Annotated in this window: 16 protein-coding genes and 5 tRNA genes; 14 read left to right on the forward strand and 7 right to left on the reverse strand. The window is 37.2% G+C overall.

Features of this window, described 5'->3' with window-relative positions:
- Complete coding sequence (gene trpD, locus NF867_RS02145; protein WP_252585898.1) at window positions 1–1,002, reverse strand: anthranilate phosphoribosyltransferase; 1,002 nt, start codon at window positions 1,000–1,002, stop codon at window positions 1–3.
- A 394-nt stretch (window positions 1,003–1,396) separates the two neighbouring features.
- Between trpD and NF867_RS02150 the strand changes: the two genes are divergently transcribed.
- A complete protein-coding gene (locus NF867_RS02150) occupies window positions 1,397–2,284 on the forward strand; it encodes a YitT family protein (RefSeq protein ID WP_252585899.1) in 888 nt (295 codons plus the stop codon).
- A gap of 43 nt (window positions 2,285–2,327) precedes the next feature.
- Entirely contained in the window at window positions 2,328–3,311 is a 984-nt protein-coding gene (locus NF867_RS02155) for an ion channel (RefSeq protein ID WP_252585900.1), read from the forward strand.
- Here NF867_RS02155 and NF867_RS02160 read toward each other — a convergent pair.
- Both NF867_RS02160 and NF867_RS02165 read right to left on the reverse strand, forming a co-directional pair.
- Window positions 3,308–4,141: an alpha/beta hydrolase gene (locus tag NF867_RS02160; protein ID WP_252585901.1), complete on the reverse strand. Its 834-nt coding sequence runs from the start codon at window positions 4,139–4,141 to the stop codon at window positions 3,308–3,310. The genes NF867_RS02155 and NF867_RS02160 overlap by 4 nt on opposite strands.
- 104 nt (window positions 4,142–4,245) lie before the next feature.
- Window positions 4,246–5,061, reverse strand: a complete 816-nt coding sequence (locus NF867_RS02165) for an SDR family oxidoreductase (RefSeq protein ID WP_252585902.1) — start codon at window positions 5,059–5,061, stop codon at window positions 4,246–4,248.
- Between the two features lie 134 nt (window positions 5,062–5,195).
- Here NF867_RS02165 and NF867_RS02170 point away from each other — a divergent pair, with 134 nt between their 5' ends.
- Complete coding sequence (locus tag NF867_RS02170; protein WP_252585903.1) at window positions 5,196–5,669, forward strand: fasciclin domain-containing protein; 474 nt, start codon at window positions 5,196–5,198, stop codon at window positions 5,667–5,669.
- Between the two features lie 56 nt (window positions 5,670–5,725).
- Here the strand turns inward: NF867_RS02170 and recR are convergent, their stop codons facing one another.
- Entirely contained in the window at window positions 5,726–6,343 is a 618-nt protein-coding gene (gene recR, locus NF867_RS02175; protein WP_252585904.1) for a recombination mediator RecR, read from the reverse strand.
- 187 nt (window positions 6,344–6,530) lie between these two features.
- Between recR and NF867_RS02180 the strand changes: the two genes are divergently transcribed.
- Both NF867_RS02180 and NF867_RS02185 read left to right on the forward strand, forming a co-directional pair.
- Window positions 6,531–8,027 carry a sodium:solute symporter gene (locus NF867_RS02180; protein ID WP_252585905.1) on the forward strand — a complete coding sequence of 499 codons (1,497 nt, stop codon included), beginning with the start codon at window positions 6,531–6,533 and terminating at the stop codon, window positions 8,025–8,027.
- Window positions 8,028–8,072: 45 nt separating this feature from the next.
- A complete protein-coding gene (locus NF867_RS02185; protein ID WP_252585933.1) occupies window positions 8,073–8,789 on the forward strand; it encodes an LOG family protein in 717 nt (238 codons plus the stop codon).
- Between the two features lie 49 nt (window positions 8,790–8,838).
- Here the strand turns inward: NF867_RS02185 and NF867_RS02190 are convergent, their stop codons facing one another.
- The 3 genes from NF867_RS02190 to NF867_RS02200 all read right to left on the reverse strand — a co-directional run bounded on the left by NF867_RS02190 (window position 8,839) and on the right by NF867_RS02200 (window position 12,895).
- On the reverse strand, window positions 8,839–9,744 hold the full coding sequence (locus NF867_RS02190) for a patatin-like phospholipase family protein (protein WP_252585906.1): 906 nt from the start codon (window positions 9,742–9,744) through the stop codon (window positions 8,839–8,841).
- Between the two features lie 16 nt (window positions 9,745–9,760).
- Window positions 9,761–10,360, reverse strand: coding sequence for a DUF502 domain-containing protein (locus NF867_RS02195; RefSeq protein ID WP_252585907.1), 600 nt, complete (start codon window positions 10,358–10,360; stop codon window positions 9,761–9,763).
- A gap of 72 nt (window positions 10,361–10,432) precedes the next feature.
- Window positions 10,433–12,895, reverse strand: a complete 2,463-nt coding sequence (locus NF867_RS02200) for a bifunctional UDP-N-acetylmuramoyl-tripeptide:D-alanyl-D-alanine ligase/alanine racemase (RefSeq protein WP_252585908.1) — start codon at window positions 12,893–12,895, stop codon at window positions 10,433–10,435.
- A 111-nt stretch (window positions 12,896–13,006) separates the two neighbouring features.
- Here NF867_RS02200 and NF867_RS02205 point away from each other — a divergent pair, with 111 nt between their 5' ends.
- From NF867_RS02205 to NF867_RS02245, 9 genes are all read left to right on the forward strand, one after another.
- Window positions 13,007–13,498 carry a regulatory protein RecX gene (locus NF867_RS02205; RefSeq protein WP_252585909.1) on the forward strand — a complete coding sequence of 164 codons (492 nt, stop codon included), beginning with the start codon at window positions 13,007–13,009 and terminating at the stop codon, window positions 13,496–13,498.
- Between the two features lie 154 nt (window positions 13,499–13,652).
- Window positions 13,653–13,728 (forward strand) — tRNA-Gly (locus tag NF867_RS02210).
- A gap of 43 nt (window positions 13,729–13,771) precedes the next feature.
- Window positions 13,772–13,844, forward strand: a tRNA-Gly gene (locus NF867_RS02215).
- 16 nt (window positions 13,845–13,860) lie between these two features.
- Window positions 13,861–13,945: transfer RNA gene (locus NF867_RS02220), tRNA-Leu, on the forward strand.
- A gap of 57 nt (window positions 13,946–14,002) precedes the next feature.
- A tRNA-Gly gene (locus NF867_RS02225) sits at window positions 14,003–14,075 on the forward strand.
- Window positions 14,076–14,109: 34 nt separating this feature from the next.
- Window positions 14,110–14,194 (forward strand) — tRNA-Leu (locus NF867_RS02230).
- Between the two features lie 671 nt (window positions 14,195–14,865).
- Window positions 14,866–15,573 carry a YceI family protein gene (locus NF867_RS02235; protein ID WP_252585910.1) on the forward strand — a complete coding sequence of 236 codons (708 nt, stop codon included), beginning with the start codon at window positions 14,866–14,868 and terminating at the stop codon, window positions 15,571–15,573.
- 11 nt (window positions 15,574–15,584) lie between these two features.
- Window positions 15,585–15,968, forward strand: coding sequence for a hypothetical protein (locus NF867_RS02240; RefSeq protein ID WP_252585911.1), 384 nt, complete (start codon window positions 15,585–15,587; stop codon window positions 15,966–15,968).
- 19 nt (window positions 15,969–15,987) lie between these two features.
- Window positions 15,988–16,911, forward strand: coding sequence for a DUF5777 family beta-barrel protein (locus tag NF867_RS02245; protein ID WP_252585912.1), 924 nt, complete (start codon window positions 15,988–15,990; stop codon window positions 16,909–16,911).
- Window position 16,912 lies beyond the last annotated feature (1 nt).

The raw sequence follows: 16,912 nt of genomic DNA on the forward strand, positions 1-16,912 counted from the left end.
CTATGCCGTAACTTTTTGAGAGTCTAACAATGCCTTAAAGCTGTTTAAGGCTTTTCCTGAAGCCAATGATTCCTGTGCAATTGAATAACATTCATCAATCGACTTATTTCTTTCCTTGCATTTTATAGCCATGGCTGAATTAGCCAATACAGCTCTTAGTTGAGCTTCGGTGCCTTTATTATTTAATACGTTTACAAAAATATCAGCTGATTCTCCAATGGTTCCGCCACCAAATAAATCTTCCGGATTTAAAGTTGCGCCAAATAAAGATGGATTATATAAAGCCTCTCCTTCATTTGAAAAGACCTTAAAAGGAGCCGTTAATGAGATTTCATCATAGCCTGTAAGCGTGTGAATGATCATATACTGCTTCTCTGTTTTTTGATAGAGATAAGCGTACAAACGGGCAAGTTCTAAACTAAAAACACCTAAAAACTGATATTTAGGCGATGCTGGATTAACCATTGGCCCCAACATATTGAAAAAGGTCTTTACGCCCAGTTCTTTTCGAATTGGAGCCACCGTTTTCATTGCCGGGTGGAAAAGAGGTGCATGTAAAAAACAGATATTGGCTTCATCCAAAGAACGTTTTAAACTATCCATGTTATTGGTAAATCGATAACCCAAATGTTCCATTACGTTTGACGAACCACAGGCCGAAGAAACCCCATAATTGCCATGCTTAGAAACTTTATAACCAGCTCCTGCCACCACAAATGATGAAAGCGTTGAAATATTGAAGGTATCTTTCCCATCTCCACCGGTTCCTACTAAATCGATTAATTCATCTGATGGTAAATCAGCGTTTAAACAAAGCTCCAGCATTGCATCTCTGAATCCTTCAAGTTCATCAACCGTTATGCTTCTCATACAATAAGCAGTCATAAAAGAAGCCATTTGTGAAACATTATAGTTTCCAGAGGCCAGATCGATCAAAATCTGTTTCGACTCCGCTTTTGATAAGGTTTGTCCTTCGAATAAATGGGTGAGTATTTTTTTCATTTTCTTTAAGCTGCTTATGCTGTAGTCTGTTAACTAAATTACGACGTTGGTTTTATTTTGACACAAAAAAAGGGTTGCCTTAACGGCAACCCTTCATAAAAGTATCTTGATAGTTAATTATTAAATAACAACAATGAGGTTACCGTCCGCAATTTATGCAACGCCACCACCAAATGTTATTTAATACTGTTTGTTTCATTTCGATTTTTTCAAAGATGTAGAAACTATTTTTTAAATGCAAGCATCAATGGACAATATTTCTTATTAAATATGAAATTGCTGATCCCGGAAAATTATTTAAACCCTTAGTTAAGTATAAAAACAGCAAGACATGTTTTACTTTTAATGATGGCCCCATTATGATTTAAACTATCAATAAGATAGATTTGTTGATATGTCTAACAAAAGTAAAACCATACATCGACTTAATGTTCGAACTAACATCACCGCTGCCATACTTTCTGTTTTAGGTGTATTTTCAGCGGCTTTTGGACTAAAAAGTTTTTTAATCCCAAATGGATTTATTGATGGTGGAGTGACCGGTATTTCTCTTTTAATAAACCATGTAACTCATATTCCTTTCTCCATACTGATCTTCACGCTAAATATTCCTTTTATCTTTTTAGGATATAAACAAATAGGCAAAAAATTCGCTCTATGGACACTTGCTGCTATTACAGGGTTAGCCATTGTTGTATCAACCATTGATTTTCAAGTAGTGACTTCGGATAAACTCTTAATCTCCATTTTTGGCGGTTTCTTTTTAGGCGGAGGTATTGGACTTGCTGTCAGAGGGGGAGCTGTTATCGACGGAACTGAGATCCTTGCCGTTTACATTACCCGAAAGTCAGTATTTACCATAGGTGATACCATCCTCATTATAAACATTTTAATATTTACCGTTGCAGCATTTTTATTAGGTATTGAAGCGGCTATGTATTCTATTCTTACCTATTTATCGGCTTCGAAAACAGTTGATTTTATTATTCAAGGTATTGAAGAGTATACCGGAGTAACCATCATTTCCATTAAAAGCCATCAGATCAAAGAATCGATCATTAATAACCTTGGACGAGGGGTTACCATTTATAAAGGTGAACGTGGATTTGGGTCAGGTGTATATCAGAATAAAGAAATTGATATTGTATTTACTGTTATTACCCGATTAGAAGTTTCAAAACTCCGATCGGAAATAGAAAAAATTGACCCTCGTGCTTTTGTTATTATGCATAGTATTAATGAGACCAAAGGTGGAATCATTAAGCGAAGACCTTTGCACTAAGACTGGACAATAAACTCAAGAAGCAAAAGAATTTAAAGCAAGTATGAATTTCAACCGGATAAAAAACAGATTTTCCAAAGACGAATTACACGATTTGGGCTTCAGTGAGAAATTGACCGGCAGCAACCGATCAATCAACAACGATGGTAGCTTTAATGTGAAACGTGTGGGCAGCTCTACGACCAATATCCAGGATGTTTACAACAGCCTAATCACCATGAGTTGGGGTAAGTTCGGGATTATCGTTTTATTGTGGTTTATTCTAATCAATAGCTTTTTTGCGATTATATACCTAATGCTTGGGACCGAGTATTTAAACGGCGCACATGGCAGAGAAGTACTCGAACAATTTTTAGACTGTTTCTTTTTTAGCGCTCAAACACTTTCAACAGTTGGCTACGGACACTTAAGTCCGAGTAATTATTGGATGAGCGGTGTGGCTGCTTTTGAGTGCTTACTGGGTCTTTTAGGTTTTGCCTTGGCAACAGGCTTGCTCTACGGTCGCTTTTCTCGTCCTGGGGCAAAAGTTTTATTCAGTAAAAATATCATCATAGCGCCCTATAAAGATGGACTCGGCCTGATGTTTAGAATCGTTAATGGCCGAAAAACACAATTAATTGAAACAGAGCTTAAGGTTATATATTCAATTATGGTGGATGAAGAAGGTCGAAAAATTCGCAGGTATTTTGATTTGAAGCTGGAAAGAGCGAAAGTCAGTTTCTTCCCAATGAGTTGGACCGTAGTTCATCCAGTTGATGAGAAAAGTATTTTATCAGGTTATACTCAGGAACAGCTTTTAGGTGCTGAAATGGAAATACTGATATCGGTTAAAGCTTTTGATGAGATCTACTCTCAAACAGTGTATTCACGCCATTCATACGTACATCACGACTTAGTTTGGGGTGCCAGATTTGTTCCTATGATCAGCCAGCAAAACGGACATTCAGTACTATCACTCGATCTTCTTCATGAATACGAAAAAACTGAACTTCCGCAATTGATCATTGAGGAAGCATCAAGTGATTAATTCCTTCTGATAAAATTGAGAATGGTATCGTACATCGGACAATTCATAAAAAACAGTTGGGTTATCATAGCCTTGTGAGCTTTGTTTTTAATGATATTAAACTCCAGTTTCTTACCATCGAGTTCACATTGCTTTCTGAATCGGTCATTACCCAGCATAATTCCCGGATAAGTTTTAGTGCCCAAAAAACTTAGCATGGGAATAGCTGTTTGCTTCAGGTAGTTCAAAGGAGTTGCATCCTTCCACCCCTCTCTATTATCGCCAAACAAATGATAATATTTTTTTGCCCAATCAGGGTCGGTAATTGTAAAGAAATCATGAAGATCAAGTAAAAAACTGTCAATCAGAATCAGTCCTTTCAATGGATTTGAGATTGCAGCCAGTTCAAAAAAACGAGTATCTAAACCCGTAAGTGCTGTTAAATATCCTCCAGCTGAATGGCCAGACAGAAAGATTCTTTCCGGATTACCTCCATAGTTTGAGATCGATTCTTTCACCCATTTAACAGCCCGAGCCACATCATAGGCCATATCTTTATGATTAAAAACAGGAGCCAATCGATAGTTAATGGCGACAAAAACCACATTTCTATTGCAAAAACCTTTGCCCATCCGACCATACAAGTTTTTATTGCCACTATCCCATTCACCCCCATGCACAAAAATCAATACATCAGAATTACCTGATACTGAAGGTGAAAAAATGTTTAATGAATGGCGTTCTTGATTAAAATCAGAGCTAGTTGGGTTTACGTATGGAATATTTCTTTTTCGAACAATATCAGTCGACACAAATCCATCAGAAATATTGGCAATAAAATCAATCATCATAATTACAAAAATAAGACAGTCACAGATTTTTGAAAACTGATTTAAAATTGAAAAAAAAGCCCAAGGCTGAAAACCTTGGGCCAATATCGATATGATATGAAGTGTTAACTAAGTAAAGGATCTTTTTCCTTAGTAAAGTGATTATAAACTAATTTATCTGTCAACTTAGGAAACCATTTGCTTAAAAAGACAGTTAGTTTACCTTGACCAGTCATAATTAAATCACGTTTACGTTTCTCTACCCCATTCACAATTATCTTTGCCACTTCTTCTGATGACATCATTTTGCTTTCGTCCATAGATGTCTCGCCTTGTTGCTCGTTGTTTTTGTTTAAGGCCACGTTTCTAATATTAGAAGAGGTAAACCCTGGGCAGGCTACCATTACATGCACATCGTTTTTCAGGTTTTCAACTCGCAATGACTCCATAAAGCCCTGCATTGCAAACTTAGATGCAGAATATCCTGTTCGGCCCGGTAAGCCTTTATAACCTGCAATTGATGATACCGCCACAATTGACCCTTTTGATTTTATAATCTCTGGCAAGGCGTATTTAGTACAATAAACTGTTCCCCAAAAGTTAACATCCATTAATTGCTTTAATACATTAAGATCAAGGTCTTTAAACAAGGCACGCATTGATATTCCTGCATTGTTTACCAACACATCAATTTTACCGAATGTAAGTTTAGCCTGGCCAATAAGTGTACGGCAATCTTCTTCATGGCTAACATCACATCCTACCGCCACTACTCTTACACCATATTGCTGCTCTAGTTGCTGACCTAATTCGCACAATGCAATGTACTGACGCGCACCTAAAACGAGGTTAGCTCCTTGTTTGGCAAACTCTTCGGCACAAGCTTTTCCGATTCCCGATGAAGCACCGGTAATTACAACTACTTTGTTTTTTAAATTCATTTTAGTTTGGCTTAAGAATCTTTCTTTAAGTTAAGAGCGAATTCCAAAAGCGAATTTATCTTAATAATTAGAATTTCCGTAAATTAAACTTCCCAAATTCATTTAGTCTCAAACCCATTCTAAAAATTACGCTTATGAAATTTATCTTCTATCGCCTCGCTTTTGCAATGCTATTGGTTATTACCATTACAACTAATTGCAGTGCACCCAGCATGTTAAGTTCTATAGCTAGCAATCCACAGCTATCTTCTATTGCAGGGCTTCTTAAACAAACTGGATTAGATAAAACTTTGTTAGGCGGAGGTTCCCCTCTTACATTTCTAGCTCCTACAAACGATGCATTGTCTAAATTAGGTGGATCCGCCCTTACTGATTTAGCCAAACCTGAAAACCTTGGCAATCTTACTAATATGCTTAAAAAGCACATTATTCCAGGTAATTTAGACCCAACAGCTTTATTGGCAGGTGGATTGACCGGACAAGGGGGCAATCCATTGAATTTTATTAAAGGAGCTGATGGTAAAGTTAAACTAGGAGATATGACTTTAGGAGACCCTATTAAATCAAAGGGAGGTACAATTTATCCTGTTGACGGTATAATTCAATAAAACAAAAAAACGACCTTTATAAGACAATAAAGGTCGTTTTTATTATAATTCATTAATTACTTCAACAAGCTATTCTCATAAAGCACACGAGTAGCAATTGACCGACCGAGCGTAAGTTCATCAGCGTATTCAATTTCACCACCAAAAGAAATTCCGCGTGCAATGGTGGTGATCTTCACATTAAAATCTTTCAGCTTTTTATATAGATAGAAAATAGTGGTATCACCTTCCATAGTTGGATTCAAGGCCAAAATAATTTCTGTAGGTTCTCCAGAAGCAACACGTTCTACTAATCTGTTGATATTTAAATCAGAAGGTCCCACTCCTTCCATTGGCGAAATCAATCCATTTAAAACATGATACAAACCATTAAATTGCTGGGTATTCTCAATCGCCATAACATCCCGACTATCTTCAACAACACAAACCAATGACCGGTCTCGTTTGGGATGGGTACATATTTCACAAACAGGAGTATCGGAAATATTCCCGCAATTAGTGCAAAACCGAATGTTCTGGCGAAGTTTTATAATAGTATTGCCAAAATGCGTAACCTCATCGCTATTCTGATTAAGTAAATGTAAAACCAATCTAAGGGCCGTTTTAGAGCCTATGCCTGGCAATTTTGAAAATTCGTTAACTGCTTCTTCCAGTAATTTCGATGAAAACTGCATGCGTTGCTTACAATAAACTACAAATATGCACAGGCAAAACGGTATGAACAATTATTACCCGCTAGAATATTAACTATACTAAGCGTAAAAAATAAATGACGCAAAGAAAATAAAATAGAAAGTATTTTGGATTTTTCCGTATTTAGCCAATTGTACAAACCAATTTATATAAACTAATAAAACAAGCATGTCGGCATCCTTACTCTTCACATTCGTTGCACTGTATTTCGTTATTTTACTGGTAGTAGCTTACTTCACCTCCCGAAATGCCGGAAATGATACATTTTTCATTGGCAATAAAAGCTCTAACTGGATGTTGGTTGCATTTGGAATGATTGGTACATCCCTTTCAGGAGTAACATTTGTAAGTGTTCCCGGTGGCGTTGGAAGTGAATCATTTGCCTATTTGCAAATCACAATTGGCTATTTTATTGGCTACCTGGCCATTGCTTTCGTTTTGTTACCGCTGTATTATCGGTTAAATTTAACATCCATTTACAGTTATCTAAATAGCCGCTTAGGTTTTACTTCTTATAAAACAGGCGCTTCATTCTTTATAATTTCCAGAACAGTAGGTGCTACAGCACGACTTTACCTGGTTGTAAACATTTTACAGGAAGCCATTTTATCACAATTTCATGTTCCGTTTTGGCTAACTACGTTGATCATTCTTTTAATGATTTTATTGTATACCTATGAGGGAGGGGTAAAAACCATTGTTTGGACCGATACATTACAAACAACGTGTATGTTAGCTGGTTTAGTAATTTGTGTATTCTATATTTTAAAACAGATGAATCTTTCATTACCGGCTGGTTTCGAAGCTATGAGTTCGGCGGGTTATGCTAAGATCTTTTTTACTGATGTTAATGATAAACTGTTCTTTGTTAAGCAGATTCTGGCAGGCGCATTTATCACCATTACCATGACCGGAATGGACCAGGAAATGATGCAAAAAAATATATCTGTAAAAAACCTTAAAGACGCGCAAAAGAACATGGTTACTCTTGCATTCATTATGCTATTTGTAATCGGACTGTTTTTGGTGTTAGGAGGATTGCTTCATTTATATGCACAACAAATTGGAGTAACAGCCGCTGGCGATAAACTGTTCCCAACAATTGCTTTGGGCTCTCATATACCACCAATAATTTCAGTGATATTTATCATCGCCTTGATTTCGGCTCTTTTCCCAAGTGCCGATGGAGCCATCACGGCATTAACCTCATCGTTTTGTATTGATATAATTGGCCTGCAACGCAATAAAATCTGGACCAATGAGCAAAAGAAAAAGATACGTCAACGTGTACATTTAAGCTTTGCTTTAGTGTTTTTGGTTTTGGTAATGGTATTCAAACAAGCTAATAATCCAAGCATGATTGGTTTGATACTAAAGCTTGCCGGTTATACCTATGGCCCATTACTTGGTTTATTCTCATTTGGTATTTTAACAAAACGTATTTTAAATGAAAAACTGGTGCCAATCATTTGCCTTGCGGCACCTGCACTTTGTTTCCTGCTTGATAAGTATCAAAAAGCACTTTTTGGCGATTTTCATATTGGTCTTGAATTATTAATTATTAATGGCTTAATTACCTTTTTAGGGCTTTATATAATTTCAAAGGCTCCTTCTACATCGGCCACCGATACGAAATTGAACAAAGAATCGGCCTTAAACGTTTAACTAGAAACAGAAGACCTCAAATGAGGTCATAATTAGGAAGATATGATGAATGATGATTTAATCAATGACGAGCGAATTCGTGAAGGATTTACCAATAAAGACTGGCCAGAGGTAAAAGTTACTGATTCATGGCAGATCTTCAAGATCATGGCTGAATTTGTAAAAGGTTTTGAAACGATGGCCAGAATTGGACCTTGTGTTTCAATTTTTGGTTCAGCGAGAGTAAAACCTGGAAGTAAATACTATGAAACCGCTGTAGAAATTGCACGACAGTTAACTTTAAACGGCTATGGAATCATTTCAGGTGGTGGCCCCGGTATTATGGAAGCCGCTAATAAGGGTGCTCATTCTACCGGCGGTAAATCGGTAGGTTTAAATATAGAACTCCCACATGAGCAGTTTCATAACGCTTTTATCGACAAGGACAAAATCATGACCTATGATTATTTCTTTGTTCGTAAGGTAATGTTTGTAAAATACTCACAGGGATTTGTAGTGTTGCCTGGTGGTTTCGGTACTATGGATGAGCTTTTTGAAGCCTTAACATTGATTCAAACCGGCAAAGTGGCACGTTTTCCAATTGTATTGGTAGGAAAAGAGTATTGGGGTGGCTTACTGGATTGGATACAACGGGAATTGGAAGAAGGAGGATACGTTTCTCCTGAAGACAAGAATTTATTCCGTTTAGTAGATACTGCCGAAGAAGCTGTAGAGCACATTGTTCGTTTCTACAATAAATATGTAATTAAGCCTAACTTCTAAGGCTTAAGTAAAGTTTGGATTGTAAATGAAGCCCCATTTACAATCCAATTTATTTTGACACCAGATTTGATTCTAATTTCTTTAGGTAATCACTGTATGCCAAATTAAAGCTTAACTTGCCTACTTCTATTAGCTCGGCAGCCCTATAAAATTCAAAACTTCCACACGAATTTCTCGAAACATTGATTAACAGATCAGGCTTATGTGTTTCGAGCATTAGTTGAGATAGTCTATCTTGAATGAGCTCAAAAGATCGATTTAACAATCCAAACATTCCGATCTTTTCATTTGATTCATTTGAATGCATATCCATAGTAAAGAACGATGAGAGCCAACTATCCCAAAGTCCTTTTCCCTTAACCTGCGGATCAGCAGTTTCACTAACAGCTACTTTTAATGGAGTGGAACTTGCGTTTACATTCACCACAACAAGTAATTCATCAGGTTGTCGGTTAGCTACAGCAATTGGTAATGGGTTTAATAAACCTCCATCCAATAGTACTTTCCCGTTTTCAATCACCGGAGTAAAAATCGTAGGAATAGCAATTGAGGCCCTAATCGCTTTAAACAAGTCACCACTATTAAAATAAATTTCCTGTTGGGCGTTAACGTCAGTTGCTACTGCCGTAAAAGGAATTTTAAAATTTTCGATCTTATGACTACCAACTAGCTCTTCAATTGCTCCAAGCACCCGATCACCTCTAACAAATCCACCTCCTGAAAGCGTAAAATCGAGTAATTTAAAAACATCTCGTTTTTCCAGGTTGATGATCCAGTTTTTATAGGTTTGTAAGTGATCGACGCAATAAACACCTCCGATAAGTGCCCCCATTGAACACCCTGCAATACGAGAAATTACAAAACCTTTTTTCTCAAGCTCTTCGATCACTCCTATTTGAGAAACCCCTCTGGCACCACCGCTACCCAGTACCAGGCAAACCTTTTGACCCTTCATATGCAGATATTAATAGTTACTTTAAATCGCTAACTCCTCCTGAAACGGTAAACTTCATTACTTCACCAGAATTCAGCTGCAACGGTTTTACATATTTTGACGGAACAATGAAAAACTCTCCTGAGAAGTTATAAGAATGCGGAAAATACACCCCCACTTCATCCTCCAATCCTAATATCGACAAGTCTTTTTGTGTTATAAAACCTACCTTTTTTAAACCCAGCTCATTTATTTGCACCACCACTGGTTCATTAAACTTCTTTTCATCACCAAAAAAGGCCTCCATAAAGTCTTTAATGGATGAATAAATAAGTTTAAAAACAGGAATTTTATTTAAAAGCCTTTCAAAATAATTCGAAATGGGTTCGGTGATCAAATAGGTTACCAAAACGCCTACAAATGTTATGGAAACCAAAACAATAGCCAGGCCCAAACCTGGAATTTTCAAATCACCAAAAACAATTAAACTGTCAACAAATCGGATACCGCTTGCAATAATATAAAAGGTTAGTCCCAGCGGCAGTACAAACAGAAGCCCTTTTATAAAAAAACCAAAAAGAACTTTCCAAACACTTCTTGCTCTTGCTTTGCGACGTAGTTTACCAATATCGTCCATTCAATGTTGTTTTTAAGTTAATATCAAAAGTATGGGCTAAATATAATCTTTGCGAAATCAATAAATTAAAATCTATTCATAAACATACACTCGCTTAACGCGTTGGGAAATTCCAGTAAGCACTTCATAAGGTATGGTTCCAATTTTTTCGGCCAGTTCATCTACCCGTAATTCTTCATTAAAAACGATCACTTCGTCGGTTTCTCTACAATCTATTCCAGTAACATCGAGCATCAGCATATCCATACAAACTGTACCAATTATTGGCACTCTATGCCCATTTACCAACATCTCTCCCACTCCATAACCTAATTTTCGGCTATAGCCATCAGCATAACCCAATTTTACAGTAGCAATTCTCGATGGTTTAGTGATCAATCCTCTTCGATTATAACTCACTGTATCTCCAGGCTCTAAGTCTTTTATTTGGGTAATGGTTGTTTTCAATGTACCAATTGGCTGTAAAAGTCGATTATTCTTAACAGCGCTGTCAATACCATAAATTCCCAAGCCTAGGCGCACCATATCTAAATGAGCTTCCGGATGACGACTAATACCGGCTGTATTGCAAATGTGTTTAATAAAGGTATAGCCGAGAGCGTTTTCTAATTTAATGCAAACTCGTTTTAATATCGCTAGCTGAGTAGCTGTAAATCCATCTTCAGCAGCATCTTCACTAGCTGCCAAATGAGAGAAAACAGAAGCGACTTTCAGATTTGGATGCAGATTTAAAATCTCAATGAGCTTATCGATATCGGTTTCTAAAAAACCGAGTCGATGCATTCCGGTATCAATTTTTAAATGGATAAGATATTCCCGTTTAGAATTGACTTCCAGAAAACTAATCAACTCATTCAAAATTCTGAAGTTATAGATTTCCGGTTCTAAATTGGCCTGAACCATACCTTGAAAAGCCGAAACATCTGGGCTCATAACCATAATAGGCAGCTTAATTCCGCTCTTTCGCAGAACCACGCCTTCGTCAACGTAAGCAACCGCCAGGTAGTCGACTTTATGAAATTGCAATACATTGGCAATCTCAAAACTTCCGCTTCCGTATGAAAAGGCTTTTACCATGGCCATTAATTTGGTTCCTGGATTCAGCTTTGATTTATAATAGTTTAAATTTTGAATAAGTGCATTCAAATTGATCTCAAACACTGTTTCATGAACCTTTTGTTCTAAAAGTTTACTAATTTGTTCAAATTCAAACCTACGTGCCCCTTTAAGTAAGATACTTTCGTTATTGAATCTTGAAGCTGTGAATTGCTCCAGAAACGCTTCTGTATCATTATAAAACTCTTTTTCCAGTTTGAATAAATGAGCCTGAGAAGATATCTCAGGACCAATGCCAATCAGATTATCAATCTTTGCAGCATACAGTAATTTAGCAACTTTTGCATAAAGCTCCTTTGGAGAACTGCCCGACTGAACAATGTCAGAAAGGATTAACGTTTTCTTAGCATGTTGCTGTTGTTGTTTTAAAAAATCAAGAGCAATTTCCAACGAACCTATATCAGAGTTATAGCTATCGTTAATTATTGTGCAGTTATTCATCCCATTCCGCAATTTTAATCGCATCTCAATAGGAGCCAACTCTTTCATTCGCCTCTTAATCTGCTCTTGCGGAATATCTAATGCCAACAGCACACACCAACAGATAATAGCATTCTTGATGGAAGCCTCATCACTAAATGGTATCTCAATTTGTTGCTCCTTACCGTTTACAACAGCAATGATTTTTGAGTGATTTATCTTTCTATCTACTTCTTTTACAAATACAGTTGCCGATTTGTCATTAAACGACCAGTTAACCTTTTTATCAGCGTTAATTGTTCCTTTATAGCTTTGCAGATCATCTTTTTGATAAATCAACAGATTAACATGATCAAAAAGTTTCATCTTCTCTTCCAGCTTCTCTTGGCGATTAACAAAACCTTCGTCATGTGCTGCTCCAATATTGGTAAGCACCCCAATAGTAGGCTTAATGATCGATTCTAAAACCTGCATTTCTCCCGGTCGGGAAATGCCTGCTTCAAAAATGGCCAGGTTAGCCGCATCATTCATTTGCCAAACTGAAAGAGGAACTCCTATCTGTGAATTATAGCTTTTAGGACTTCTTACAATTTGATGATCTACTGAAAGCAGCTGAAACAACCATTCTTTTACAATAGTTTTTCCGTTGCTACCGGTAATTCCTATAACTGGGTACGAAAACAATTTGCGATAAGCCGTTGCAAGTATTTGCAATGCATGTAGGGTATCATTAACCAACAGGAAGTTAACAGGCAAACCCTTCTTTAACCATTCGTCCTCTGCGATCACAAAGTTTTTCACTCCCTTTTCAATCAACTCTGGAATAAACTCATGTCCATTACGCTGACCCGACAAAGCAAAAAACAAGGTTTGCTCCGGATTAGATATTTTCCGGCTGTCGGTTGCTAAAACTTCGATTGTTTGATGAACATCTGCTAATTCGGATTTAGCATTTAGCAGATTAGCAATGGATTGGATTTTATTATTGAAAAGAGGCATAGTGCAACAAATATAGAGAATGACCCAATAGTAAAAAGCTTAATTTATAGAAAAGAATATTTCCTCAATCGTTATATAGAATTTGAACCATCATTCTCTATTTTCGCATTTATGCTACAGGATGAATCACCCAAAAAAAGAATTACAGACCCTAAAATAGCTCTTGAAAAAGCGTCAAAGTTTTGTGCCTACCAGGAGCGTAGTCAACAAGAGGTTCGCAGTAAGCTATACGAATGGGGTTTGTGGACTGAAGCTGTTGAAGAAATTATCAGTGACCTAATTGTAAATAACTTCATTAATGAGGAGCGGTTTGCACGGGCGTATTCCCTTGGCAAATTCAGAATGAAACAATGGGGGCGGATTAAAATCAAACAAGGTTTAAAACTTAAAGGTGTTTCTGAAAATCTCATTAAAAAAGGACTGGCAAGTATCGACGGGAATGATTACGAACAAACCTTAATCCACCTTTTTGAAAAAAGAGATGCTTCTGAAAAAGAAAGTGACAACTATAAACGGAAATTTAAAATCTCACAATACCTGATTTCACGAGGTTTTGAGAGCGATTTGGTTTGGAATGTGATTAATGAACATTCAAAAAAATAAAAAAACCAAGTTCTTTAAAAAAATTCTCTCGCTGATTATAAAACCCTTAGCATACAAATAGTCCTTCAACAAATAAAAAATGCAAATTCGGTATTGACAGAACTTAGATAATCTCTATATTTGCAGTCCCAAAAGCAATCAGGGGTAATAAAAAGCGAAAGTAGCTCAGTTGGTAGAGCACAACCTTGCCAAGGTTGGGGTCGCGAGTTCGAATCTCGTCTTTCGCTCCAAAAGAAAATCGTTCTTTAAAAAGTCTTAATTAAAATACAAAAAGCGAAAGTAGCTCAGTTGGTAGAGCACAACCTTGCCAAGGTTGGGGTCGCGAGTTCGAATCTCGTCTTTCGCTCTCTTATAACAAGGCTGCCTTGGTGGTGGAACTGGTAGACACGCAGGACTTAAAATCCTGTGGCCGTTAAGGCCGTGCGGGTTCGATTCCCGCCTGAGGTACAAATTTCGGAAACGTCCGAAATTTCAAAGAGCTTGAAAGACAGCTCTTTTTTATTAGCGAAAGTAGCTCAGTTGGTAGAGCACAACCTTGCCAAGGTTGGGGTCGCGAGTTCGAATCTCGTCTTTCGCTCTTAATTGTTCTTACAATTATTGGGTTAGTACCCGCCCTGGTGGTGGAACTGGTAGACACGCAGGACTTAAAATCCTGTGGCCGTTAAGGCCGTGCGGGTTCGATTCCCGCCTGGGGTACAAAGCCTCGACAGACGTCGGGGCTTTTTTTATTTTAATACTATTTCCCCTCTCCTCCTCCTCCTCCTACCTTTAAATTAATACCGAAAAACGCCCTAAACGCGTAATTAAAATCTTTTCCTAACAATTCAGGTAAGTAGTTCGGCCTAAAATTTCAAATCATTTAACTCACCAAATCAAGCTAATCCAGCATAAATTCTTAAACAATAAAATAATTTTCTTTAAATCGAAAATTGGTTAAACAAATAATTATGTTTAAATTGTTATCAGTTCAGATTTACAATGGCATGATTCCTTACAAGACTTAACGCCATTTGTATAAAGATTTTAAAGGTTGCTTATCAGCACTTCATCAGGATTCATCCTCATTTATAGTATACGCTTATTTGCTAAAATACTCCTCTATCAAGCTTTTTCTTTTCCGGTAAGCGTATGTAATACAAAACTAGACAAGATTCAAGCGTAAAATTTCCAAACTTCCATTAAAAGATTCGTTAAAGTCATTTTCATTTAGTTTTCCTCATTGAATTGTTTTTATTAATTCTAAAAACTTCTCTTTGATCCGGTTAACTAAATGAGTTGAGCAGCTAAAATCCAAAGCTGGAATATTCATTCATCAAAGACAAATTAAGAAATCAACTAAATAGTCCATTATCAAAAAAGTAACCACTATGAAAAAAATTAAATTTACAATAATCGCTTTGCTGGTTCTAACAACGGGTTTTTTTGCCGTTCACTGTCAACATGATGATTCTGCTGAAATCCCTATCAATGGTCCGGATGAACCTACACACGGCACGGAAGTCGTAAATTGTACCAATTGCAATACTGTGCCATCAGCATCAAATATTTGGTACCATGATAAATCGCACTCCAATGTAGGCTGGGAAACACAATACAAAGTGTACGGATCGCTGCTTACAGGCAGGTTCAACGAATTTTTCATGACCAGTCTTGCTTTCGATGAAGCACATCCTGAAACCTTGGCGTTTGAGGGTTATGTACGATTAAATACTTGCAATACCGGTGAACCCAACAGAGATACTGGTTGTTTACTAACCTCTTTTGGAACAAAGGCCATTGGAGCAGTACCTCCAGATGATCCTACAAACAAAGCCACTCTTAAAACGATAGCAGGTACTGGAAAATATAGTAGTGATGGAAGTTTTTTGGTAGATGCCGAGTTTACTTTCTTAGGTATCACAAAAACTGTCACCATTAAATTGCGTTTTGCCCCAAAATATGATATCGGTACTGCATATGCAGCTGGCTTCAATTCAACATTCGATATAAAAAAGGCTGATTTTCTGCCCAATGATACCAATATCGGCGATGTTATCAAGATTACAATCAATAGCCTGATGAGAATTAAAAAGTAAATATCGGACTTATGAAAAAGAAATTTATCTACTTGATAGTTGCACTTTTCTGTGCTTCAGGGGGACTCCATGCGTGTTATTATGATACGGTTGCCTCCTTTGAAGGGCTCCCCACGGGTGTCAGCCTAAAAAACGATGTACAGCCAATCTTTGATCGCGACTGTAATATGTCTGGATGTCATGATAGTAAACCAACTCACGCTCCGGGCTTAATCTATCCAGCTACCTACAACAATTTAATTTCCGGCGGCTATATCAACACCGCCGATCCTGCGAATAGTGTGTTATACCTTGCCGTTAATGGTGGGGGAATGCCAGCAGGACGTCCACCATTGAGTGAGAATGATAAAAAATTAATATTGGGGTGGATAACAGACGGAGCTAAAAATAATTAAGGCTTTTAAATAGATCGATATGAAAAATTTAAAAACTACCTATAGCAAGTCCTTCCGAATGATTTTCACTACCGTTTTCTTATTTAAAACATTATCATCATTCGCACAGGACGACTCAACTAAAGTAGAGGATAGTGGAAATAAACCGGTACGTTCAGCATTTGAAAGCACCTGGATTATTGACAATCAAACCACATTAGTCCCACAAAAAGGAACTTTAGAGTTTATGATTAATCACCGGTTTGGAACAGTTTACAACGGCCTTACCGATCTCTACGGTATGTATGGCGCGGGAGCAAATATTCGACTTGGTATTAATTACTCCCTATTGGATAATATAGGATTTGGAAAAATTAAAGGTACGGTTGCCATTGGCTATGGGATTACCAAAACAGGCATGGTGAATGATTTTAACCTGAAATACGGCATTCTTAATCAGACCCGAAACGGAAAAATACCTATAAGTGTTACCTATTATTTTGACATGGGTCTTTCGTCTGCTAACAAGAAAGACGATTTGCCAAATGGTAATAACTCCGACCGACTTTCATTCTTTCATCAAATTATTGTTTCTCGTAAGTTTAATGACCAGATTACTATTCAGGTGGCTCCAAGTCTTTCTCACTTCAACACCGTTGAGCCATCAATGCAAAATGATTTCTTTGCTGTTGCAGTATCGGGTAGATATAAGTTTACCGAGCAAACATCATTGCTCTTAAACTATGACCAACCTATTACTGAATTTACAGACAATAATCCTCAATTTAATGTTAGTGCGGGTGTAGAGATAGCAACTAGTGCCCACCAGTTCCAAATTTTCATTTCTAACTTTCCTAACATCGTACCACAATACAACAATGTGTACAATCAACCTAATTCACAACACAAGTGGTACCAGGATTTGTATATAGGATTCAACATTACGAGGCTATGGAGCTTTTAAA

The sequence above is a fragment of the Solitalea agri genome (assembly GCF_023914155.1).
Classification (GTDB): domain Bacteria; phylum Bacteroidota; class Bacteroidia; order Sphingobacteriales; family Sphingobacteriaceae; genus Solitalea; species Solitalea agri.